Consider the following 22,452-nt stretch of genomic DNA (forward strand, 5'->3'; position numbering starts at 1 on the left):
CCGCCCCGGTTGGTCGCCCCCGGTCAGCCGCCCCCGTTCAGCCCTCCGACAGCTGGGGCGCCAGCCAGACGGGGACGCCGCCCAGCAGCCGGAACAGCCGCCCCGCCTCCGCGCGCAGCCGCGTGCCCTCCTCGGACTCGTCGGGCTGCGCGTCCGACAGGGCCACCAGCGCCGGTGCCATGCCGACCAGGAAGCCGAGCCGCTCCCGCAGCTGGAGGGACTCGGTGAACCCGTGCCGCGCCTCGGCCAGTTCGCCGTCGCGCAGCGCGAGGCCGGCCAGGTGCCGCCACGTGAACGAGCACAGGAGCGCGTTGCCGTGCGCGGTGGCGCCGGCGTGGGCGCGGCGGTAAGCGGCCTTCGCCGCCTGCGGGTTGTCGCCGAGGTTCTCCGCGATGAGGCCGCGCCGGAAGTCGAGCAGCGCGCGCCCCTCCGCCGTGGGTGTGAGGAGGGCGGCGGCCCGGCCGAGCGCCGCGCGGGCCTCGTCGGCGCGGTCGCGTACGCCCAGCACGGTCGACGCGTACGCCAGCTGCCCGCGCTCGCAGGCCGCCGCGCCCCGCTGGTCGTCGTCCCCGGCCACGGCCTCCGCCGTACGGAGCGCGTCCTCCGCCTCGGCCCAGCCCTCCGCGGTGTACATACAGCGCTCGACGAGCAGCGCCGCCCTGTGCTGCGCCGCCGTGAACTCGGCCGCGGCACGCGGCTCGAGCAGTGCGGCGGCGTCGTCCCAGCAGCCGCGGGAGCGCAGCCGCCATACGGCGCGTTCGGACGGTGTGTCCCCGCCGAACGCGGCCGATGGTTGCTCCTCGGCCTCCCGCAGAACCGGACGTGACATGGCGGTCTCCGCCACAGTGCCCTCCCCAAGCGCGCCGTCGAGCTGGATGTGAACGCATCTCAGCACGAAGCAGGGTGCCCAGCCAAGAGAAAGTGTGAAGCAATTCACAAAGTTTTACTCTTGGCGCCTGTCTGCCAAGTGCGAGCCCTTGAACGGCAGGTGAGCGATCCGCCCCCGCTGTCGCCCCGTGTGCGCGGCGGATGTGGCGAGCGGTCAGGTGCGCGGCTGCGGAATGTTAATGACACTAATCATCCAGACTTGCGGCATTACATAAAGCTTGCGTGCCTTGCGTGATTTTCACCATTCCTTCTGTCACGGTTTGCTCCGATTGGTACGAGATATCGGAGGCGTCGTGCGTCGAGTCATGGGTAGAACCCGGGCGTTCAGCAGCCGGGGTGCGTGGAGTGTGCTGTGTTCGCTGGCGGTGGTCGCGGGGCCGACGGTCGCCGTGGCCGCGCCCGTCGGCGGCGGGGACGGGGAGGAGTCCCGCCGCCTGCCGTTCACGAGCCGTTACGAGGCGGTGCAGCACGGCGGCATCGCCCGTGCGGCCAACTCCGCCGTCACGTGCGTGAAGACGGCCGTCCGCAGCGCCCCCGGCTGCTCCGGGGTGCGCGCCGGAGGCGAGGGGCGGAACGGCGACTACGACATGACGTACGTCGACGTCGACCGCGACCGCAACACGTACAACTCCAGCCGCGCCCGGCTGAGTCTGCCGTCCGGCTCGGAGGTCAGCTACGCGCGCCTCTACTGGGGCGGCAATCTGCGGGTCGGCGAGCAGAAGCCCGCCAAGGACAACAGGCGCGTGCTGCTGGCCGAGGAGGGCGGCCGCTACAAGGAGGTGCGGGCCGACTCCGTCGCGCACCGCACCACCGGCGCCTCGGACGCGTACTCCGCCTCGGCCGACGTCACCAAGCTGGTGCGGCGCAGCGGCTCGGGGGCGTACACCGTCGGCCAGATCAACGTCGCCAGGGGACACTCCCGCGCGGGCGCGTGGGGCGGCTGGACGCTCGTCGTCGCGTACGAGAACGCGCGTGAGCCGCTGCGGCGGCTCGCCCTGTGGGACGGCCGTACGCGGTCGGCCACCGTCGACGGCTCCCGCTCGCTGCGCGTAGACGGCTTCCGCGTGCCGCGCGGCGCGCGCGGCAGTGTCGGGCTGCTGGCGTACAACGGCGACCGGGGCGCGGGCACCGACTCGGTGTCCGTACGCGGCGCCGCCACCCGCGCACCGGGCGTCCGCCTGCACGACGCCGCCAACCCGGCGACGGACGTGATGAACTCGACGATCTCCGACCACGGGCGTACGGGCGCCGCGGGCCGCGAGCCCGGCCACGGCAACACCCTCGGGCTCGACTCCGACGTCATGGACCTCACGCCCGCCCTGACGGAGGGCGCGGGCAAGTCCGGTCTCGACTTCCGCTTCCGTACGGGCGGCGGCGAGGGCTACGAGCTGGCGGCGCTGTTCCTGCAGGCCCGCGTGTCCGGACGCTGACGGACGCGGCACTCCGCAGCGGCACCACGCAGCGGCGGTGCGGCGTCTCGTACGGCCTCCCGTACGGCGCCGCGCCCCGCCGCAGCGACTTCGCGCGCGCGGTCCGGCCGACCGGCCGGCCGGCGCCTGAACTTCCGTCCCTTCCGCATGGGGAGAGGTACGCGTGCAGCAACTCCTTCGCCACAGCCACCGGTTGACCGTTCTGCACGTCGCACAGCCCACCACGGGCGGAGTGGCACGCGTCGTCGCCGACCTGGCGCGCGCGCAGTGCCGGGACGGCGTCCGTGCCCTCGTGGCCTGCCCGTCCGGTGGTGCGCTGAGCGCCGCTGCCGCGGCGGCGGGTGCGGAGGTGCTTCCCTGGGCGGCGGTCCGCGAACCGGGCCCCGGGCTGGTGCGCGAGGCGGCGGCGGTCGCCCGCACCGTCCGGGATGTCCGCCCCGATCTGGTGCACGCGCACAGCGCGAAGGCGGGGCTGGCCGTACGGCTGGCCGTGCGCGGCCGTACGCCCACCGTGTTCCAGCCGCACGCCTGGTCGTTCGAGGCGGCGGCCGGCGTACGGGGCGGGCTCGCGCTGGGCTGGGAACGGTACGCCGCACGCTGGGCGGACCGCGTCCTGTGCGTCAGCGAGGCCGAACTGCGCCGTGCGCGGCGGTCCGGCGTACGGGCCCGCTGGGCGCTCATCCGCAACGGCGTGGACACCGAACTCTTCCGCCCCGCCGCGCCCGCCGAACGGCGCCGGGCGCGGGCGCGTCTGCGCGCGGCGTACGGCCTGCCCGAACGGGGCCCGCTGGCGGTGTGCGTGGGACGGCTCTGCCACCAGAAGGGCCAGGACGTGCTGCTGCGTGCCTGGCCGGCGGTCGCCGCCCGGGTACCGGGCGCCCGGCTCGCACTCGTAGGCGACGGGCCCGCGCGCGGCGCGCTGCGGCGGCTCGCGGACGGGCAGTCCGCCGCCGCACACGGGCGCGGTGAAGTGGCGCGCGTGGGCGGGCAGTCCGCCGCGGGGCGGCTCGCGGGGGAGCAGACCGCGGGCGGGCGGCTTGCGGGCGGGAGCGCCGGCGGGCGGCCGCTGTTCGCCGGGGAGAGCGACGACACCGGGCTCTGGTACGCGGCGGCCGACCTCGTCGTACTGCCGTCCCGCTGGGAGGGCATGGCGCTGGCCCCGCTGGAGGCCATGGCGTGCGGGCGGCCGGTCGTGCTCAGCGACGTGGACGGCGCGGGCGAGAGCCTGCCGCCGGGGCAGGCGGCGACCTGCCTCGTACGGCCGGACGATCCGCGGGCGCTGGCCGCGTCCGTGGCCCGGCTGCTGGCGGACGCGCCCCTGCGGGAGGAGCTGGGCGGGCAGGCGCGCGAGCACGTACGCGCGGCGGGCGACGTAGGGCGCGCCACGGCCGCCGTGCTGGCGCTGTACGGGGATGTGCTGGGGCTGCCGGAGCCCGTGCCGGATCCGGTGGCGGAGCCCGTGCCGGATCCGGTGGCGCGCGAGGCGGATCCGGTGGCGCGCGAGGCGGAGGCCGCGGTGCCCGCGCCTGGGCCGGAGCCGGCCGCGCCCGAGGGTCTGGTCCGACGATGACGATGGAGAGCACCGGCGCGGTGGGCGCCGGACGGCACGGGCCCGCCCCCGACGCGGGGCCGGCCCCGGGGCCCGCGTCCACCGGACCCGGACCCGCGGCCGGACCCGCGACCGGACCCGGAAGCGGAAGCGCGCCCGCCCCCGTCGTCCCCGGCCCGCGCCCCGCCCCCGCGCGCTCCGCGCGGGCGCCCCGGCGGCGCGCCGGCACCGCCGCGCTGGTCGCCGTGGACTGCGCGGCCGCCGCCGTCGCCGTGACGGTGACCTGCGGCGTGCAGCAGCGCGCCCTCCTCGAACTCGCCCCGGCGCTCCCCGCGATGCTCGTCCTGCACACCCGCTGCGGCCTGTACCGCCCCGCGCTCCTCGCCTCCGCGCTGGACGAACTGCCCCGGCTGCTCGGCCGCGGCGTCCTCACCTGGAGCGTGGCGACGACGGTCGTGGCGGCCGTACGCACCGACCCGTCGGTTGCCTGGTCCGGCCTGTTCATGCTGGTGGTGCTCCAGGTGACGGCGGCCTGCGCGGGCCGCGGCGCGGTCCACCTGACGCAGCGCAGGAAGGGCCGCCGCAGGCCGCGCGCCGCCCTCGTGGTGGGCGCCGGGCAGGCAGGGCGGCGGGTGACGTCCGTGCTGTACGAGCACCCCGAGTACGGCCTCCGCCCGGTGGGGCTCATCGACGCAGCGCACACACCCGTACAGGGGCACGGACAAGCGCAGGGCCACGCCCCCGCGCAGGGCCATGGACAAGCGCGGGCGAACGGCCAGGACGGGGACCGCCCCGAGCACGAGCCCGCCGCCGTGCCGTTCCCGCTGCCCGTCCTCCGCTCCCCGGAGGACATCGCCCGCGCCGTCGTGCAGAACGACGTGCGGGACGCGGTGTTCACCCGTGCGTACTGGGGCGATCCGCAGACCGCCGCCCTCGCCGAACTGTGCTCCGAACTCGGCTGCACCGTATGGCTGCTGAACGGCGACTCCGCCTCCGGCGGCGCCGGCTGGCGCGCACCGGACGGAGCACCGTACGGGCACCTGTGGGGCTTCGGCTGCCTCCGTCTGGACCCGGCCCCGCGGCGGCCGGCCGCCCGAGCGGCCAAGCGCGCGCTGGACATCGTTGCCGCCGTGCTCGGCCTGGTGGCGGTGGCGCCGCTGCTGCTGGCGTGCGCGCTGGCCGTACGGATCGCGGACGGGCCGGGCGTCATCTTCCGGCAGGAGCGTACGGGCGGCGGGGCACGCGCGTTCGTCCTCCTGAAGTTCCGCACCCTGCTGCCGTCCGACGAGCACGAATCGTCCACCCGGTGGAACGTCGCGGGCGACGGGCGGATGAGCGCCGTAGGGAGGTTCCTGCGGCGTACGTCCCTGGACGAGCTGCCGCAGCTGTGGAACGTCCTGCGCGGCGACATGAGCCTCGTCGGGCCCCGCCCCGAACGCCCCTTCTTCGTCCAGAAGTTCAGCCAGGCGCACGCCGGATACGCCGCCCGGCACCGCGTGCCGACCGGCATCACCGGGCTGGCCCAGGTGAACGGGCTGCGCGGCGACACCTCCATCGAGGACCGTGCGCGGTTCGACAACCACTACATCGAGACCTGGTCGCTCTGGCAGGACATCCGCATCCTGCTCCGTACGGTGAGCACGCTGTTCCGCTCCGAGGGCGGCTGACGGTGGCCGCCGAGCTGACGTCCGGGCCGGCCGCGGGGCCGGTGGCACGTGCGCTGTGTGCGGGCCGTACGGTGCACACCGTACGGCCCGCACACAGCGCTGACGGGCTGCACCGTACGGTGGCGGATTACGCACCTGTGCTGCCCGTCGTGGCGACCGTACTGCTGCTGTGCGTGCCCGCCGGAGGGTCCGGTCCGGACGGCGGGGCCACCGCGCGGATCACTCCGGCCGACGCTGCCTCCGCCGTCCTCGTCCTGTGGTGCGCCGTGACCGTCCTGCGCAGCGGGCGGCGGTCGCTCACACCGGCCGCGGCGGCCGTACTCGCCGCCCCCGCCCTCGCGTTCGGGCTGGCGGCGGTCACCTCGGCCGACCCGTACGGCAGCCTGCCCGGGTTCTGCCGCTACGTGCAGGTCTTCGTCCTGCTGCCCGTCTCGCTCGTCCTGCTGCTCCGCTCCCGGCGCGACTTCCGGCTGGTGGCGTACGCGGTGCTGGCGCTGGCACTGGTGCAGGGCGCGATCGGCGTGCACCAGTACGCGACGGGTACCGGCGCCTCGTACATGGGCCGGACGGTGCGGGCGGTGGGCACGTTCGGCGCGCTCGACGTGATGGGGATGTCCACGGTCGTCGCGTACGGGCTGGTGACGGCGCTCGCCTTCGCGCTCGCGCCGCCCGCGGGCGCGCCGCGCTGGTTCCGGGGCGGCGCGCTGTGCTGCGCAGGCGCGCTGCTGGTGCCGCTGGCCGTGTCGTTCAGCAGGGGAGCGTGGATCGCCACCGGGCTGGCCGCTCTCGTGATGCTGTTCCTGACCGGTCTGCGTCTTGCGCTGCGCGTGCTCGCCGTGCTGCTCGCGACGGCGGTGGTGCTGGTGGGCGGCGCCGGGGTGGGCAGCGAGCTGATCGGCGCCCGGCTCAGCAGCATCACGCAGGTGACGGGCGCCCCGGACCGTTCGGTGACCGACCGGTATGCGATGTGGGACGCGGCGGCGAGCATGTGGCGCGACGCACCGGCGACGGGTGTGGGCCTCAAGGGCTTCCCCGTGCACCGGGACGGACACGCCTCCCTGGGGCTGTCCTCGGGCAGCGACACGGAGGGCGCGGGCGCGGACTTCCGGCGGGAGCCGCTGCTGTCGCCGCACAACATGTACCTGCTGCTGCTCAGCGAACAGGGTCTCGCCGGGCTCACGCTCGTGGCGGGCAGCTGGGCGGCGCTCCTGGCGTGCGGGGTACGGCGGTTGGCGCGCACGGGTCGCACGGGTCGCACGGGGCGTACGGGTCGCACGGCGCGCACGGCGCGCGCGGGGCGTACGGTGTCGGCCGGGCGTACGGCGCACGGCCGCGGGTGCGGTCTGGCGGCCGTGGGGCTGCTGGTCTGGCAGTGCGTGGACTTCCTGTACGCGGACATCGGCGGGCCCTCCACCGTGCTGACCGGCGTGCTGCTCGGGCTGGCGGCCTGGTGGGCGTTCGCACCGGCGGCGACGGCACCGGCGGCGGCCTCGGCGGACCGGGCGGGCGCGCCATGACCGAGCTGACCGGAGCCCCGCAGGGGCCGGGCGCACCCGCGCCGGTGGCCCCGCAACCGCCCCGCGACCAGGGCCGGTTCATCGCCCGTGCGGCCGCCGTCACCGCCGCGCTCACGGCGGCGGGCGCGCTGGCCGGGCTCGTACGCGACCAGACCATCGCGCACCTCTTCGGCGCGGGCGCCGCCACCGACGCGTTCCTCGTGTCGTGGACCGTCCCGGAGATCGCCGCGACACTCCTCATCGAGGACGCCATGGCGCTGGTGCTCGTCCCCGCGTTCAGCCTCGCCCTCTCCCGGCGTGCCGCCGCAGGCGGCGATCCGCTCGCCACCGACCCCGTACGCGCCCTGCTCGCCGCCACGCTGCCCCGGCTGCTGCTCGCGCTGACGTGCCTCGCCGGGCTGCTCGTTCTGGGCGCGCCCCTCCTGGTGGAGGCGCTCGCGCCGGGGCTGCCCGAGCACCGTACGGCGGTGGACTGTACGCGGCTCACCGCCGTCACCGTGCTCACGTTCGGCACCGCCGGATACTTCAGCGCGGCGCTCCGCGCGCACCGTCGCTTCGTGCCGCCGGCCGCCATCTACACCGCGTACAACCTCGGGATCATCGCCACCGTGCTCGCGCTGCACGCCGCGTGGGGCGTACGGGCGGCCGCGGCCGGTGTCGCTCTCGGCGGCACGCTCATGGTGCTGGTCCAACTCCCCGCCTTCCTCCGCGAGATGCCCGCGCGGAGGGAGGCGCCGAAAGACGCCACCCTCCGTACGGGCGCCCTCCGTACCGGCGGGCCCGCGACCCGTACGGGCACGCCCGCATCCCGTACGGCGGTGCTGTCCGCCGCCACCGTCCTCGCGCCCGTCGCGCTGTTCACCCTCGGGCGGCAGGCGCAGGTGCTCGTGGAGCGATATCTCGCGTCCTCGCTGCCCGCCGGAGCGATCTCCCACCTGAACTACGCGCAGAAGGTCGCGCAGATCCCGATGGTGCTGTCGCTGATGATCTGCACCGTCACGTTCCCGGTGGTCGCGCGCGCACTGGCCGACGGCGAGCACGAGCGGGCGCGGCGCCGCGTCGAACGCGACCTCACGCTCGCCACGCTCGTCGTGCTGCTGGGCGCGGCCTACGTCTTCGCGTACGCGCCGCAGATCATCGAACTCCTCTTCCAGCGCGGCGCGTTCACCGCAGAGGACACCGACGCCACCGCCTCCGTGATGCGCGTCTACGCGCTGGGCCTGCTCGGGCACAGCCTCGTCGGCGCGCTGGTGCGTCCGTACTTCTCCGCGGGGAAGCCGACCTGGTATCCGGCCGCCGTGATGGCCGTGGGCCTGCTCGTCACCACCGTCGCGGGGGCGTCGGCGGCCGGGCGGTGGGGCGTGTACGGGATCGCCGCGGCGAACGCCGCCGGGATCACGCTCACCGCCGTCCTGCTGCTGCGCGCACTGGGCACGGGCGCGCCCCGTACGGACGCCGGTTTCCGTACGGACGCCGCCGCGGACGCGTCCCGTACGGGCGTCGGCGCGCGCCGCAGGCGGCACACGCGGCCCCCGCTTCCCGTGTCCGTCGGGCTGCGCGGTGTCGTACTGACCCTCGCCCGGCTGCTGGCGGCCGCCTCGGTGGCCGCCGTCGCGGGCTGGGCCGCCGCCCCGCTGTGCGGCCCGGCGCTGCCGTCGGCCGCCGTCGGCGCGCTGATCGTCCCGGCGGTCTTCGGCGCCACGGCGTTCGCCGCGGGCGTGCCGGAAGTGTCGCAGCTGCTGTCCACCGTCACCCGGAGGTTCCGCCATGACCGCTGACCGGACGGTCCCCGACCGGCCCACCCCAGCCCGCGCTCCCGCCGTTCCCGCCGCTCCCGCGACGGCCGCCCGAACGCCCGCCGATACGGCGGCCGTTCACCCGGCGCCCGTTCACCACCCGGGCGCCACCCGCAGGCAGCCGCGGCCGTGGCTGCTCATGTACCACTCCGTGTCCGACGGCCTCCACGACCCGTACCGCATCGCCGTCTCCCCGCACCGGCTGCGCCGCCAGCTGCGCTGGCTGCGCGCCCGCGGGCTGCGCGGAGTCGGCGTCGGCGAGCTGCTGCGGGCGCGCGCCGCCGGGCGCGGGGCCGGGCTCGTCGGGCTGACCTTCGACGACGGCTACCAGGACTTCCTGGACGAGGCCGTGCCGCTGCTCCTCGAACACGGCTGCACCGCCACCGTGTTCGTGCTGCCCGGCCGGCTCGGCGGCACCAACGCCTGGGACCCGCTCGGCCCGCGCCGCCCCCTGCTCTCCGAGCCCGCGATCCGGGCGGCGGCGGGCGCCGGAATGGAGATCGGCTCGCACGGCCTGCTGCACCGCGACCTGATCACCGCCGGCGACGCCGCCCTCCGCGAGGAGACCGCGCGCAGCCGCGCCCTGCTGACGGCGGTCACGGGCGGCCCGGTGGCGGGTTTCTGCTATCCGTACGGAGCCGTCGACGCGCGTGCGGCACGCGCCGTACGGGAGGCGGGCTACGGCTATGCCTGCGCCATCGACCCCGGCCCGCTCACCGGCACGTACGCCCTGCCGCGCGTGCACATCGGCGAACAGGACACCGGCTGGCGGCTGCTGCTCAAACGGCACCTGCACCCGTTGCGCCGCCGGGCGCTCACCGCCCGCGAGTCCATGGGGGCGGGCCGATGAGGGCGCTCCAGATCATCACGGGGCTCGGCGTCGGCGGCGCCGAACAGCAGCTCCGGCTGCTGCTCCGGCACCTCCCCGCGGACTGCGACGTCGTCACGCTCACCAACCCCGGACCGGTCGCGGACGGCATCCGTGCGGACGGCACCCGCGTCGTCGACCTCGGCATGCGCGGAAACCGCGACCTCACGGTGCTGCCCCGGCTCGCCGGCCTGATCCGTACGGGCGGCTACGACCTGGTGCACACCCACCTCTACCGCGCCTGCGTGTACGGCCGCACTGCCGCCCGGCTCGCCGGCGTACGGGCGGTCGCCACCGAACACTCCCTCGGGGACGTGCAGATCGAGGGCCGGCCGCTCAGCCGGCGCAACCGCGCGCTGTATCTCGCCACCGAGCGGTTCGGCAGCGCGACGGTCGCCGTGTCCGCCACCGTGGCCGCACGGCTGCGCGGCTGGGGCGTACCGGACCACCGTATCCACCTCGTGCCCAACGGCATCGACGCGCGCCGCTTCCGCTTCGACCCGGTGGCGCGCGCCGCCGTACGCGCCCGTCTCGGCGTGCCGCCGGACGCCGTCGTCATCGGCGGCGTCGGGCGGCTGGTCTCCGGCAAACGGTTCGGCACGCTGCTCCGCGCCTGCCCGCAACTCCCGTACGTCCGGCTGCTCCTCGTCGGCGACGGCCCCGAACGCGCCTCCCTGCAGCGCCTCGCCGCACACCTGGGCCTCACCGACCGGCTGCTGCTGCCGGGTGAGTGCGGGGGAGCGGACGGCGCGCCGGCCGGGGACGGTCAGGGGCCGCTCCGGCTGCCCGAACTGCTGTCGGCCATGGACCTGTTCGTGTCCCCGTCCGCCCAGGAGGCGTTCGGGCTGTCCGTCCTGGAGGCGCTCGCGGCCGGACTGCCCGTGCTGTACGCGGCGTGCCCCGCCGTCGAGGAGGTGCCGCCCGGGGAGGCACCGGGCGCACGGCGCGTGGGGCCCGGCACGGACGAGCTCGCGGACGCGCTCCTCGACCAGCTCGCCGCGGGCCTCCGGAGGTTGCCGGTGCCGCGTGTGGTGGAGCGCTACGACATCGCGCACAGCGCGGACGGCCTGATGTCCGTCTACGAGCGCGCCGCGGCCCGCCCGCAGCGGCGCGCCGTACGGGCTGTGCGTGCCGTACGTGCGGTGCGCGCCGTACGGAGCGAGCGCGCCGTACGCGACGGCCTGTCCGAGCCCCCGCCCGAATCCGAACGTGCCGACAGAGTGGCGCGGACGACCGACACAGCCGAGAGGTGAGCACAGTGAGCACCGTGGGCACAGCCCCGCCGGAAACGGACGAGCCGGACACCGCCAAGCCCCGGCCGTCCGCGCCCCGTTCGCCGCTCCGCGCACTCGCGCGCCTGCGGCCGCGGCGCCGTCCCCGTACGCGGCCGCGGAGGCGCCTCCGTACGCGCGTGCCGCGCGCACCGCGCGCGCGGCTGCCGCGGTGGTGGCCGCTGGCCCTGTGCGTCGCGTTGGGCGTGGCCGGGGGAGCGGCGTACGGACTGCTCAAGGCGCCGCGCTACACCGCCACCAGCTACGTCGCCGTGGTGCCCGGCAAGGACGCCGACCCGACAGCCGCACTCGGCTTCGCCCAGGCGTACGGCCGGATCGCCACCGGCGGCGCCGTCCTCGCGGGCGCGCAGGCCGAGACGGGCACGCCGATGAGCGCGCTGGAGACGGACGTACAGGCCGTCACGTCACCGGACGCGCCGCTGATCGAGGTCACCGGCACGGCGGCGGGACCGGGCCGTGCGGCCTCGCTCGCCAACGCGGTCGCGGACTCGCTCACCCGGGTCGCGAACGAGACCGCGAAGCGTACGGAGGTGAAACTGACCGTCTTCGCCGCCGCCCGCGCGCCCAGCGCGCCGAGTTCGCCGTCCACGCCGCTGGCCATCGCCGTCGGAGGCTGCACGGGCGGCCTGTGCGGCGGCCTGCTGCTGCTCGTACGGCCGTCGCGGCCCGGGCACGCAGACGCTGGCGGAGGTGACGGCGGTGGCGGAGGCGACGGCGGTGGCGGGCAGCGTGCGGAGGGCCCACCGTCCGCACCGGCCCCCGTAACCGCGCCGGGCCCCGTACGGCCCTCCAACGGCAGCGCTCCGTACGGTACTCAGCCGCACGGGGCTCAGCCGTACGAGACCCCGGCAAACGGCGCCCCCGCGAACGGCGCCCCGGCGAACGGCACACACGCGAACGGTGCCTCCGTCAACGGTGGCCCCGCGCGCACCCGTACGGCCTTCGCGCGGCAGGTGCGGCGGCGCGTGCCGCTGAAGGAGCTGCGGCGGCAGCGGACCGGGAGCGGGCGCGGGAACGCCAACGGGATGGCGGACCACCGGTGAGTACCGCGCCCGTGACCACCGTGACCACCGTGACGCTGTGCCGCGACCCCGAACGGTTCGCCGCGCTGGCACCGGAGTGGGACGCGCTGTACGCGCGCTGCCCGACCGCCACCCCGTTCCAGACGCATGCCTGGCTGCACTCCTGGTGGCTGTCGTACGGGATGCGGGAACGGCTGCGGCTGCTGCTCGTACGGAGCGGCGGGCGGCTCGTGGGGGTGGCGCCGCTGATGCTCGTCCACCGGCCGTTCCCCGTGCTGGTGCCGCTCGGCGGCGGCATCTCCGACTTCTGCGACGTCCTCGTGGACGGCGACCGCGCCGCGCACGTGACCCGCGCCCTGGAACGCGGGCTGCGACGCGCCGCGCGCGGCGCCCTCGTCGACCTGCGCGAGGTACGGCCGGGAGGCGCCGCCGAGCGGCTCTACGACCGCTGGCAGGGCCCGCGGCGGCGGCTGGCCGACTCCGTCTGCCTCGAACTCCCCTGCGCCCCCATCGAGGACCTCCTGCGGCGCATGCCCGGCGCGAGCGCCCGCAGGGCGCGCGGCAAGCTGCGCAGGCTCGACGAACTCGGCATCGAGCAGCGCAGCGTGCCGCAGCCCGAGGTGCCGTCCGCCGTGTCCACCCTGCTGCGGCTGCACGGTCTCCAGTGGCAGGGCCGGGGCGTGACACCCGAGCACCGCAGGCCGCGCTTCGCCGCGCACCTCGCGCGCGCGGCGGCCCGTATGGTCGGCACGGGTGACGCGCTGCTCACCGAGTACCGGCTGGACGGCGAGGTGCTGGCCGCCGACATCACGCTGATGTCCCCGGAGCTGTCCGGCGGCTACCTCTACGGTGCACACCCCGCGCTGCGCGCCAAGGCGGACATCACCGCCATGCTGCTGCGCCACGACGCCCGGCACGCGTCGGAGAGCGGCCGCAGCGTGCTGAGCATGCTGCGCGGCGCCGAGCCGTACAAACGCCACTGGCGGCCCGTCGAAGTCACCAACCAGCGGCTGCTGATGGCCCGTTCCGGACTCGGCCCGGTGCTGCGGCTGTACGCCGGGCAGCACACCGTACGGAGGCGCCTCGGGCGTCTCGTATGCGAGCACAGCCCGGCGCTGCGCGCACTGCGCACGCGGCTCCGCGGCGGGCGGGCGGACACGTGAGGCCGGGCACGGACCGCCGCGTGCCGCTAGCGCGACGCGGAAGTGCCGCCGTGCTGCGGAACGTACGGGCCGTGGCGGAAGCAGAACCGGCCGCCGCCCAGCAGCCTCTGGAGCCAGTCACCGAGGTTCAGGCAGAAGTCGCGGCCGGAGGACGGCGCCGGCTTCCAGGACGGCGGCCAACTCGGCTTGGCGCTCGGGTCGGTGCTCGGCCGTGTGCTCGGTACGGTGCTCGGCTTGGCGCTCGGGCGGGTGCTGGGCTCGGTGCTCGCCGACGGCTTCCGGCTCCCCGTAGCGCTGGGAGTGACGCTCGGTGTGGTGCTCGGAGTGGCACTCTGCGCCGGTTTCCGGCTGGGCGTCGGCTCGGGCTGCGGCGCCGACATGGTGCGCCGGAACACCCGGGCCGAGTCCGGGTTTTTGCCGCACCGCCACACGCCGTGCGGGCAGTAGTCGGTGATGGTGTGGTACACGGGCCGGTGCTGCCGGATCCAGTTCAGCATCCCCCGTACGTACGCGGGATTGTCGCCGCCCCGGAACAGCCCCCACTCCGGGTACGACACGGGCTTTCCGTGCCGCGCCGCGAAATCGATCTGGTGCTGAAGTCCGTACGGCTGCCGGACGTGTTCCTTGAATTCCTCACCCGGCGGCTGGTCGTAGGAATCCATGCCGACGATGTCCACGTAACGGTCACCCGGGTAGCATTTCGTCCAGCCGATCGCGTCCTCTCCGCGCGCCGGAGCGAAATCGAATCGGAATCTCTGCCCCGGCACTTCGCGCATCGTGGTGACAATGCGCTGCCAATAGGCTTTCCACGCGCCGGGGTTCGGCTTGCAGCGGTGCGTGTACGTGGTGCCGTTCATCTCCCAGCCCAGCACCAGCACGGCGTCCTCGAGCCCCAGACCGACCAGCCGCCGGGCCAGCGTGCGGAAGTGCCCGTCGAACCGGCCGTCGGCCCCGGCCGTGAGCAGCCGGTCCACCTCGGCGTCCGGCACGTCGGCCTCGTTCCGTTCCAGCATGGGCACGTTGAGCACGAACAGCCGGTTCTTGCGGGCGTCCCGCCACTTCGCCCACGGGTACAGGAAGTCCGGCCTGCCCTCGATGTTGGACCACAGGTCGCCCGGCAGGTAGGTGTGCCCCACGCGCGGCTCCCGGCCGCCCAGCCACCGCTTCAGACCGGCCATGCGCCACACCCCCTCCGGGCCCGAACCGAGGAACGCGCCGAACGGGATCTCGCGCGCGCCCTCGCCCGCCGGACCGCCCGCGGGCCCCGGCTGCGCCTGGTCCCGCCGCTGGTCCCGCAATTCCGAGCGGGCCTTACCGGAATTCGGAACGGAATCGCCGCGCCCGCCATTCTCCGGCTCCGTGAGGGCGGTGGTGGCAAGCAGGCCGGCGGTGACTGCTCCGATGCAGACGCCCGTCACGGCCAGTGGCCGGTGCGACATGGTGACTCCTTCCGGAGCGTAATCCGATCGGCATGTCTATTCCGCGACAGTAAACAGAGGAGCCGTCACATGGACTCCCGGGATGCTTTCTGATGGACCGAACGAGAATTCAGTCGCCCGCACGGCCCAGCGCCCCCGGCGCCCCGGCACCGGCCCCGGCCTCGCCGCGGGCCGCAGCGCGCGCGTCGGCGCCCGCACCGCCGCCCGCGGCCGAAGACCCCGCCGTACCGCCCGCGTTCGACACCGGCGTGCCCGCACTCCTGCTCCGCCTCGACCCCAACCCGTTCCACCACGGCACCCTGGGCGCGATCCGGTCACTGGGCCGTGCGGGCGTCGAGGTGCACGCGTTCGTCGAGTCGGCGCGCGACCCCGCCGGACACTCCCGCTACCTGCACCGCGCGTACGGGATGCCCCGCGGACCTGTCACGCCCGAGCGGCTGGCCGCCGTGCTGCGCCGTACGGCGGACCGGATCGGGCGGCCCGCCGTGCTCGTCCCGATGGACGACCTGAGCGCCGTCCTCGCCCCGCCCGTCACGGCCCGGCTGGGCGGGCGCTACCTGCTGCCCGCGCAGCCCGCGGGGCTGGCCGCGTCGGTGGCCGACAAGGAGCTGCTGGCGGCGCTGTGCCAGCGGCTCGACATCCCGCACCCGCGCACCGTGGTCCCCGCCGACGCGGCGGAAGCCGCCGCCGCCACGACGGAGCTGGGGCCGCCGGTCGTCGCGAAGTGGAGCCGCCCCTGGCTGCTGCCGGGCGCGGCGTCCGGGCTGCGCAGCACCACGCTGCTGCGCGGCCCCGACGAGGCGCGGCGCCTCTACGCCCGCAGCCGCGAGGCGGGCAGCCGCCTGCTGCTCCAGGCGCGGCTGCCCGGCGGACGCGGCGCCGACTGGTTCTTCCACGGCTGCTTCACCGCCACCGCGGGCTGCCTCGGCGGCGGCGCCGGACGCAAGGACCTCGCCTGGCCCGCGGGCGCCGGACTGACCGCCGTCGGCAGCTGGCTGCCCAACCCCGTGGTCGAGGCGACCGCCGCCCGGTTGGCCGCACACCTCGGCTACCGGGGCATCCTCGACCTCGACTTCCGGTTCGACCCCGTCTCCGGCACGTACCACCTGCTGGACTTCAACCCGCGGCCCGGCGCGCAGTTCCGCATCTTCGCGGACGCGGACGCGGACGGCGCCGGGCTGGACGTCGTACGCGCCCTGCACCTGGATCTGACCGGGCGCGCGGCGGCCGTCGTAGCGGCTGCTCCCCGGCGGAGTGACGGCGCCGTCCGGTGCCATGGGCGGGCACCTGACGCCGGGCGCGTCTTCGTGGCCGAGAACTACGCGCTGCTGTCCTCCCTGGCGTCGCTCGCCGCCGCGGCACGCGGCCCGGCGGCGCGCGACGGGCGGAGCGACGGGCGGAGCGACGGCCGGACGGGGCCCCTGGGGCTCGTACGCGCCGCACGCGGCCCGGCGGGCGAGCGTACGCAGCGTGAGGCGGCCTGGTTCGCCGGGGACGACCCGGCGCCGTTCGCCGCCATGGCGCTCGCCTGGGGCGGACACGGCGTCAGGAAGGGGCTGCACCGCCTGGCGCGGGCGCGGCGGGGCCGCGGGGCCGCGCCGGAAAGCAGGCCCCCGGTGGGATCCGCCGCCGTACCGGACGTCGATGCCGCGCCGAGAAGCGACACCGCACGGGGCGGTAACGCCGCGCCACGCCGTGGCACCGCGCCGCGCGGTGCCACGGCACCGGGCAGCGACGCCGCACCACAGCACAGCGACCACTCAACGCGAAAGGACGGGAACCAGACATGTTCGACCTGCTAGTCGTGGGCGCCGGCCCGTACGGGCTCTCCATCGCCTCCCATGCCGCCGCCACCGGACTGAACGTACGCGTGCTCGGCAGGCCGATGGCCTCCTGGCGCGACCACATGCCGCGCGGGATGCTCCTCAAGTCCGAACCCTGGTCGTCGAGTCTGTCCGACCCGGCGGGTACGCACACCCTCGCCGGTTACTGCGCCGCCTACGGCGTACGGGCCGAGCACGGCAGCCCGCTGCCCCTCGACACGTTCACCGACTACGGCATGTGGTTCGCCGAACGGGCCGCGCCCGCCGTCGAGGACCGCACCGTGACCGCCGTACGGCCGGTCCCGCGCGGCCGCGGGTTCCGGATCGAGACCGCCGACGGCGAGGTGTTCGGCGCCAGGGCGGTGGCGCTCGCTGTCGGAGTGATGCCCTTCGTGCACACCCCGGAGGTGCTGCGGGGACTGCCGTCGGAACTCGCCACGCACAGCAGCCGGCACCGCGACCTGTCCGCGTTCGCGGGCAAGGACGTCACCGTGATCGGCGCAGGCCAGGCCGCCCTGGAGACCGCCACCCTGCTCACCGAACAGGGCGCCACCGCACGGCTCGTAGCCCGCGCACCCCGCATCAACTGGAACTCGCCCCCGCAGCCCCTCGAACGCGGCCTCCTCCGCGCGCTCCGCGACCCCCACTGCGGACTCGGCACCGGCTGGCCCAGCTGGGTCTGGTCCGAGGCGCCCTGGGCCGTACGCGGGCTGCCCGGCGCGCTGCGCACCCGTATCGCCGGGCGCGCGCTCGGCCCCGCCGGGGCGTGGTGGCTGCGCGAACGCTTCGAGTCCGCCGTACCGGCGCTGCTCGGGCGGCGGCTGCTGGGCGCGAGCCGTACGGGTGGGGTGGGCGGTGGCGGTGCGAGCGGAGCGGGCGGGGCCGTGCGGCTGCACCTGGCCACCGACGGTGGCACGGAGTCGGTCCTCGAGACCGAGCACGTGATCGCCGCGACCGGCTTCGCACCCGGCCTGGACCGGCTGCGGCTCCTCGACCCCGCCCTGCGCGGCAGCCTCCGTACGGTCGCGGGCAGCCGCGGGCCGGAACTGGACAGCCGCTTCCAGTCGTCCTGGCCGGGCCTGTACTTCGCCGGACTCCTGGCCGCCCCGGCCTTCGGTCCGGCGATGCGCTTCGTCCACGGCGCGGCCTTCACGGCCGCCCGCCTGGTGTCCGGCGTCCACCAGGACGCGGGCGGCGCCCGCCCGGACCGCGACCGCGTCCTGATGCCGGCGTAGTGCCTTGGGCCTGGCGGCGGGCGCTTCGTACGTGCGCCGTGCGGTTGTCGACCATGCCGCCGGGCTCTCTGGTCGGTGGCTGAGCGCCGCGGCGGCGGGAGGGGGTGCGGTTGCCCGCGCCCCCTCCGGCCCCCGGTGGCGGGGGGAGCGGTGCCCGGGGCGCGGGCCCGTCTGCGGTGGAGCCGCAGCTTCTTTCCGCCGCCGCGCGGCGCAATTGGTACGGGCAGTGTCCGGCGGATTGGCGAACGCCTCGGCCGCTTGCGGTTGTTGGGTCGTTCCGCCGGACTCTGTCCGTCGTGGCCGGAAGCCGTCACGGGCCCAGCGGGGTTCGCAGGTTCGGTTGGAGCAGGTCGCCGTGGGCGGCGACCAGGGTGTCGCACAGGGACCAGATGCGGTCCACCGGGAGGGCCGCCGCGGTGGCCGGGTCCGTCATCGCCGCGTGCCGGATGTGGCGCGGATCGCCGTCCGTCGCGGCCCGTACGGTCAGCTCGTTCACGTTCACGTACGAGCGGTTGAGCGCGGCGCACTGCGGCGGCAGGGCGTCGATACGGGTGGGCTGCACTCCCTGTGAGTCGACCAGGCAGGGCACCTCGACGACGGCGCCCGCGGGGAGTTCGGGGATCAGGCCGCGGTTAAGCACGTTGCCGTAGACCGTACGGGGCGTGCCGGTGACGACGCTGTGGACGATCTGTGGCGCGTACTCCATGGTGCCCTCGACGGGCAGCGGCTCGCCCGCGGCGAGTGCCGCGCGGGTCTTCTCGTAGCTGGCGGTGTTCTCCTCCGTGATGCCGAGGTACGCGCCCACCGGCAGCCGCAGCCGGCTGACTTCGCTGTCGTGGTGCAGATACCACGGCACGTACTCGGAGGAGTGCTCGCTCGTCTCCGTCGGGTAGTGGCCGAGCCGCCGGTACATGTCGACGCGGACCCGGCGCAGCAGCTGCGGGTCGCGTTCGATGGCCTCGTCCAGCAGCGGGTACAGGTTCCGCCCGTCCTCCCGGTGCTCGAAACGCAGCACCCACGCCTGATGGTTGACACCGGCGGCGAGGTACGAGACGTCCTCGTACGGGACGCCGACGAGCTTCGACAGGTCGTGCATCGTCCAGTGCACGGAGTGGCAGAGTCCGACGACGCGCAGCCGGGGGGCGACCTCCCGCAGGTACATGACGTTCATCGCCATCGGGTTGGTGTAGTTGAGCAGGAGCGCGTCCGGGCAGACGGCCTGCATGTCGGCGGCGAGCGCGCGGAGCACCGGGAACGTACGGAGCGCGCGGAAGATGCCGCCGATGCCGAGGGTGTCGCCGATGGTCTGGCGCAGCCCGAAACCGGCGGGCACGTCGAAGTCCGTACGGGTGGCAGCGGCCATGCCGACCTGGATCATGTTGATGACGAAGTCCGCGCCCTCCAGGGCCTCCCTGCGGTCGGGGTGTGCGGTGATGACCGGGGTGGCGCCGCGCTCGGCGGCGATGTGGCGGGCGGCGCCCTCGGCGGTGGCGAGCCGTTCGGGGTCGATGTCGTGCAGGGCGATACGGGCGTCGCGCAGCTCGGAGAAGGCGAACAGGTCGGCGAGCAGGCCCTGCGTGAACACGACGCTGCCCGCGCCTACGAAAACAATCTTGGTGCCGGTCATCGGTGGGTCCTCTGGTTCGGGTGGTGCGAGTGGTCCGGGTGGTCTGCGTCGGACGGAGGCGGGGACGCGGGCGCGGGCGCGGGCGCGGACGTCTGAACGGACGCGGGCGCGGGCCTGTGCGCGGCGGCCACGGCCTCGTCCCAGTCGGGCTGCGCCGCGGTGCCGCCGTGCGCACGGGTGGACAGGGCGCCGCAGGCGGCGGCGAGCTGGAGCGCGCGGGCGGTGTCCTCGCCGCGCAGGAGGGCGGCGAGGAACCCGGCGTCGAAGCTGTCGCCCGCGCCGACCGTGTCGAGCGGGTCGACGGGAACGGGCGCGGCACGCCACGTACGGATGCCGTCGTGCGCGAGGGCGCCGTCGGCGCCGTTCTTGACGGCCACCAGCGGGCCGTACCCGGCGAGTTCGGCGGCGGCCGCCGTAAGGGCGTCGGCCCCCGTCACGGGGGCGGCCCCGAGGGACGCGGCCAGGGCGTGCGCCTCGTCCGCGTTCGGCAGCAGGAAGTCCGTACGGCGCAGCACCGGCGCGAGCAGCTCCGGGTCCCAGCTCCGGTCCGGATCGTCGTTGGTGTCCAGGGAGGTGGTGGCGCCGTGTGCCTGCGCGGCGCGGAACACCTCGGGCAGCGCCCGTGCCAGCTCCGGCAGCAGGAAGAACGACGCCGCGTGCACGTGCCGGGTCCCGCCCAGCAGCGCGCCGGGCACGTCGTGCGGTCCGGTCGCTGGCAGGCAGCCGGGCGCGGTGAGGATGGCCCGATCGGTGCCGCGCGTGAGCACGGTGGTGAGCGGCGTCGGCAGCTCGGGGTCGGTGGTGAGGGCGCCGGTGTCGACGCCCCGTTCGGCCAGCGCATGCCGTACGAAGGCGCCCGCGGGGTCGTCGCCGACGCGGCCGGCGAAGGCCACCCGCAGGCCGAGGCGTGCGGCGCCGCACGCCGCGATGGCGGCGGAGCCGCCGAGGACGAGGCTGCCGTGGGCGACGAGTTGTTCGCGCTGGCCGTAGGCGAGGGCGCCGGGCACGGGGCCGAGGACGACGTCCGGGTTGGCGTCGCCGATCACGAGCAGGTCAAAGGGTGGGGACATGGTGGTTCCTGGGTCCTGTTTCCGGTTTCCGGGCTCCGTACGGAACCCGAACGGGCCCCGTACGGAGCCGTATCGAGCCCCGCACGGAACGTCGTGCGTACGGAGGGCGGGCGGCGCCGCGTCAGCCCTTCAGGCCGCTCGACGTGAGCGACTGGATGAACGTCTTCTGGGCCAGCAGGAAGGCCACCAGGACCGGCAGCACCGTGATGACGTTGCCCGCCATCACCGCCGACCACCGGGTGTGGTGCTGTCCCTGGAAGGTGGTGAGTCCCAACTGCAGGGTGTACTGGGTGTCGTGGTTGATCGCGATGAGCGGCCACGTCAGGTCGTTCCAGGTGGACAGGAACGTCAGCACGGCCACCGTCGCCAGTGCGGGCCGCGCCAGCGGGAGCACGATCGAGAACAGCACGCGCAGCCGCGAGCAGCCGTCGATCCACGCCGCCTCCTCCATCTCCCGCGGCAGCGCGAGGAAGAACTGCCGGAAGAGGAACACGGCGAACGGCGTGACCAGCGCGGGCACGATGAGCGCGCCGAGGGTGTCGATCAGCCCGAGCCGCTTCATCACCAGGAACGTCGGGATCATGGTCAGCTGGAACGGGATGACCATAGTCGCCAGCATCAGCCCGAGCAGCAGCCGCGACCCGGCGAAGCGCATCCGTGCGAACGCGTACCCGCCGAGCGAGCCGAGCAGCAGGTTCGAGAGCACCGCGACGCCGGAGACGACGAGCGAGTTGGCGAACCAGCGGGGGAACATCGCGTTCCCCAGCACGTACCGGTAGCCGCCCAGGTCGATGCCCTCGGGCCACAACGCGGGCGGGAAGCGGTTGATCTCGGCGTCCGTCATCACGGAGCTCAGCAGCAGCCACAGCAGCGGCAGGGCGAAGCCGAGCGCGAGCGGCGCCAGCACCAGGTGCCACGCGCTGAACGGCAGCCGCCGCCCCGGCGGGCGCCGTACGGGCGTCGTTTTCCACGCCGCCGCACCGCCCGCCGGGGTGGGTGCGGACGGTGCCGTCTCCGCGGTGTGAGCGGTGTGCGTCATCGCGCGGCTCCTTCCTTCAGTACGGCAGGAGCCGCCTCGGGCGCCGCCTCCGTACGGGCGGACTGCCGCCGCCGGGTGAGCCGGAGCGCCGCGCCCGCCACGAACAGGGCGAGGGCGAGCACGTACGCGGCGGCCGCGCCGTATCCGGCCGTGAACGTGCGGAACGCCTGCTCCCACACGAAGTACACGATCACCGTGGTCGAGCCCAGCGGCCCGCCCTTCGTGGTCACGTACACCAGGTCGAAGACCTGCAGTGCCTGGATGAACTGCCACAGCAGCAGGAAGATCCCGACCGGCGTGAGCGTCGGCAGCGTGATGTGCCGCAGCACGCGCCACCGTCCCGCCCCGTCCAGCCGCGCGGACTCCACCAGCTCCGGCGGCACGTCCTGGAGCGCGGCCAGGAAGACGACGACGCAGAAGCCGACGCCGCTCCAGAGGGAGATCAGCACCAGCAGGTAAAGCGCCTGATCCGGGTCGCTGAGGAAGCCCTGCGGGGAGATGCCGAGCTTGTGCAGCAGCGAGTTGGCCGCGCCGAACTGCGGGTCGAGGATGAACGAGAACAGCACACCCTGCGCCGTCGCCGAGACGACGAACGGGATGAAGACCAGCGTGCGGTAGAGGCCGATGAGCCGGATGCGGCGGTTCAGGGCGAGGGCCAGCGCGAGGCCCCCGGCGAGGCTCAGGGGCACGTACAGGCCTGCGTATACGAGGGTGTTGCTCACGGCGGTGTGGAAGTTCGGGTCCTCCGCCAGCGCGCGGTAGTTGTCCAGGCCGACCCAGCGGCCCGGCGTGACCAGGTCATCCGCGCGGAACGACAGCAGCAGCGACCAGATCACCGGGATGATGCCCAGCCCGAGGATGATCACGGTGGCGGGCGCGGTGAACGTCCACGCGGTGGCCGTCTCCCGGCGGGCGCGCCGGGTGCGGGCACGCCGCCGCTCGGCGGCACGCGGTTCGAGGGTGACGGGGCGCGGCACTATCGCCATGACGGTCTTCCGTCCGGTCGTACGGCGCGCTGTGTCCGTAC

At 75.1% G+C, this 22,452-nt stretch carries 17 protein-coding genes; 11 read left to right on the top strand and 6 right to left on the bottom strand.

The genetic code is table 11. The features are described from left to right. Positions 1-37: 37 nt before the first annotated feature. Complete coding sequence (locus tag DVA86_RS19965; protein WP_208880146.1) at positions 38-829, bottom strand: hypothetical protein; 792 nt, start codon at positions 827-829, stop codon at positions 38-40. A gap of 364 nt (positions 830-1,193) precedes the next feature. On the opposite strand from DVA86_RS19965, the gene DVA86_RS19970 reads away from it, so the two are divergent. From DVA86_RS19970 to DVA86_RS20010, 9 genes are all read left to right on the top strand, one after another. After that, positions 1,194-2,318 (top strand): DUF3344 domain-containing protein, encoded by a 1,125-nt coding sequence (locus tag DVA86_RS19970; protein ID WP_208880148.1) that lies wholly within the window; start codon positions 1,194-1,196, stop codon positions 2,316-2,318. A gap of 163 nt (positions 2,319-2,481) precedes the next feature. Then, positions 2,482-3,888: a glycosyltransferase family 4 protein gene (locus DVA86_RS19975; RefSeq protein ID WP_208880150.1), complete on the top strand. Its 1,407-nt coding sequence runs from the start codon at positions 2,482-2,484 to the stop codon at positions 3,886-3,888. Further along, positions 3,885-5,534 carry an exopolysaccharide biosynthesis polyprenyl glycosylphosphotransferase gene (locus DVA86_RS19980; protein WP_208880151.1) on the top strand — a complete coding sequence of 550 codons (1,650 nt, stop codon included), beginning with the start codon at positions 3,885-3,887 and terminating at the stop codon, positions 5,532-5,534. The genes DVA86_RS19975 and DVA86_RS19980 overlap by 4 nt, the downstream gene beginning before the upstream one ends. 119 nt (positions 5,535-5,653) lie before the next feature. Beyond that, entirely contained in the window at positions 5,654-7,051 is a 1,398-nt protein-coding gene (locus tag DVA86_RS19985; protein ID WP_245997679.1) for an O-antigen ligase family protein, read from the top strand. Beyond that, positions 6,985-8,829: a lipid II flippase MurJ gene (locus DVA86_RS19990; RefSeq protein ID WP_245996809.1), complete on the top strand. Its 1,845-nt coding sequence runs from the start codon at positions 6,985-6,987 to the stop codon at positions 8,827-8,829. Before DVA86_RS19985 ends, DVA86_RS19990 begins: the two co-directional genes overlap by 67 nt. Before the next feature lie 157 nt (positions 8,830-8,986). Then, positions 8,987-9,697: a polysaccharide deacetylase family protein gene (locus DVA86_RS19995; RefSeq protein WP_342776414.1), complete on the top strand. Its 711-nt coding sequence runs from the start codon at positions 8,987-8,989 to the stop codon at positions 9,695-9,697. Continuing rightward, positions 9,694-10,968 carry a glycosyltransferase gene (locus DVA86_RS20000; protein WP_208880156.1) on the top strand — a complete coding sequence of 425 codons (1,275 nt, stop codon included), beginning with the start codon at positions 9,694-9,696 and terminating at the stop codon, positions 10,966-10,968. Before DVA86_RS19995 ends, DVA86_RS20000 begins: the two co-directional genes overlap by 4 nt. 14 nt (positions 10,969-10,982) lie before the next feature. Then, the gene (locus tag DVA86_RS20005) at positions 10,983-12,050 is read left to right on the top strand and encodes a YveK family protein (protein WP_208880157.1); all 1,068 of its coding nucleotides are present in this window, start codon (positions 10,983-10,985) and stop codon (positions 12,048-12,050) included. Positions 12,051-12,061: 11 nt separating this feature from the next. Further along, complete coding sequence (locus tag DVA86_RS20010) at positions 12,062-13,192, top strand: GNAT family N-acetyltransferase (RefSeq protein WP_208880159.1); 1,131 nt, start codon at positions 12,062-12,064, stop codon at positions 13,190-13,192. A gap of 26 nt (positions 13,193-13,218) precedes the next feature. Here DVA86_RS20010 and DVA86_RS20015 read toward each other — a convergent pair whose 3' ends face one another. After that, positions 13,219-14,631, bottom strand: a complete 1,413-nt coding sequence (locus tag DVA86_RS20015; protein ID WP_208880160.1) for a glycoside hydrolase family 26 protein — start codon at positions 14,629-14,631, stop codon at positions 13,219-13,221. A gap of 92 nt (positions 14,632-14,723) precedes the next feature. On the opposite strand from DVA86_RS20015, the gene DVA86_RS20020 reads away from it, so the two are divergent. Then, positions 14,724-16,433, top strand: a complete 1,710-nt coding sequence (locus tag DVA86_RS20020) for a carboxylate--amine ligase (protein WP_208880162.1) — start codon at positions 14,724-14,726, stop codon at positions 16,431-16,433. Beyond that, entirely contained in the window at positions 16,418-17,689 is a 1,272-nt protein-coding gene (locus tag DVA86_RS20025; RefSeq protein WP_208880163.1) for an NAD(P)-binding domain-containing protein, read from the top strand. The genes DVA86_RS20020 and DVA86_RS20025 overlap by 16 nt, the downstream gene beginning before the upstream one ends. A gap of 310 nt (positions 17,690-17,999) precedes the next feature. Here the strand turns inward: DVA86_RS20025 and melA are convergent, their stop codons facing one another. The 4 genes from melA to DVA86_RS20045 all read right to left on the bottom strand — a co-directional run bounded on the left by melA (position 18,000) and on the right by DVA86_RS20045 (position 22,411). Next, entirely contained in the window at positions 18,000-19,316 is a 1,317-nt protein-coding gene (gene melA, locus DVA86_RS20030; RefSeq protein ID WP_208880165.1) for an alpha-glucosidase/alpha-galactosidase, read from the bottom strand. After that, positions 19,313-20,386: a carbohydrate kinase family protein gene (locus DVA86_RS20035; protein WP_208880167.1), complete on the bottom strand. Its 1,074-nt coding sequence runs from the start codon at positions 20,384-20,386 to the stop codon at positions 19,313-19,315. Before DVA86_RS20035 ends, melA begins: the two co-directional genes overlap by 4 nt. A gap of 121 nt (positions 20,387-20,507) precedes the next feature. Beyond that, a complete protein-coding gene (locus DVA86_RS20040) occupies positions 20,508-21,425 on the bottom strand; it encodes a carbohydrate ABC transporter permease (protein ID WP_208880169.1) in 918 nt (305 codons plus the stop codon). Then, complete coding sequence (locus tag DVA86_RS20045; RefSeq protein ID WP_208880171.1) at positions 21,422-22,411, bottom strand: carbohydrate ABC transporter permease; 990 nt, start codon at positions 22,409-22,411, stop codon at positions 21,422-21,424. The genes DVA86_RS20040 and DVA86_RS20045 overlap by 4 nt, the downstream gene beginning before the upstream one ends. Positions 22,412-22,452: the final 41 nt, after the last annotated feature.

Origin of the sequence: Streptomyces armeniacus (genome assembly GCF_003355155.1) — a bacterium.
Lineage (GTDB): Bacteria > Actinomycetota > Actinomycetes > Streptomycetales > Streptomycetaceae > Streptomyces > Streptomyces armeniacus.